The following is a 901-nucleotide window of genomic DNA, read 5'->3' on the forward strand; positions in this document are numbered from 1 at the left end:
TTGCATACCTGGTTCGACCTGCTCAGTCCCGAACAGATCCTGATGGCCTACGGGATGACCGAGAACCTCGGCCTCACCGCATTGCGCGGCGACGAATGGTTGGCCCATCCAGGCAGTGTCGGTCGCGGTTTTAGAGGAACGGAAATCCGGATTCTCGACGCGCAGGGGCGACCGCTCGGCCCCGGCGAACTTGGCGACATCTACCTGCGGGCACCGATGAGCAGCGGATATCGCTATCTGGGCGGGGCGCCTCCGCTGCCGTCAACACCCGATGGATTTCGCTCCGCCGGCGATATCGGCCACCTCGACGCCGACGGTTACCTTTACATCGCCGACCGCCGTGCCGACATGATCGTCACTGGTGGCGCCAATGTCTTTCCCGCCGAGGTGGAGTGCGCGCTCGCCGACCACGAGGGGATCGCCGACGTCGTCATCATCGGACTCGCCGATCCGCAGTGGGGTCGCCGGGTGCATGCAGTGGTCCAACGCGCGGAGTCGGGAGCGCCGCTGACCGAAGAACAGGTGATCGGCTACGCGAAGAGCCGGCTTGCCCCGTACAAGGTTCCCAAGACGGTCGAGTTCGTCGACCAGATCCCCCGCACAGCAGCAACCAAGATTAACCGCTCGGCGATGATCCAAGCCCGGGGCGGGTGAGCGCCCCCGCGCGAGGACGACGTCGTCGCTGATGCCGGGGCCCGGGCTGGGGCTTCCGCTCACATGTGAAGGTGGGTTGCCGGCAGGAAGCGTGGACTCTCCCGGGTTTCGTGCACGTTCCGCTACGTGTGACCGGTGTGCTGCCTGATCGGTCACGACCGGCTGGCCGGGGTGGACTGTTTCGCCACCGACATGCCGTATCTGACCAACACCGTGACGTTGGACCCGACGGTCAAGAACTTCAACG

Annotated in this window: 1 protein-coding gene; it reads left to right on the forward strand. The window is 65.3% G+C overall.

Translation table 11 applies throughout. The features are described from left to right. Positions 1–654 (forward strand): fatty acid--CoA ligase family protein (locus tag F6Q13_RS17545; RefSeq protein WP_293059270.1); only part of this gene is annotated, 654 nt, incomplete at its 5' end. Positions 655–901 lie beyond the last annotated feature (247 nt).

This window comes from Mycobacterium sp. (genome assembly GCF_008709575.1).
Taxonomy (GTDB): Bacteria; Actinomycetota; Actinomycetes; order Mycobacteriales; family Mycobacteriaceae; genus Mycobacterium.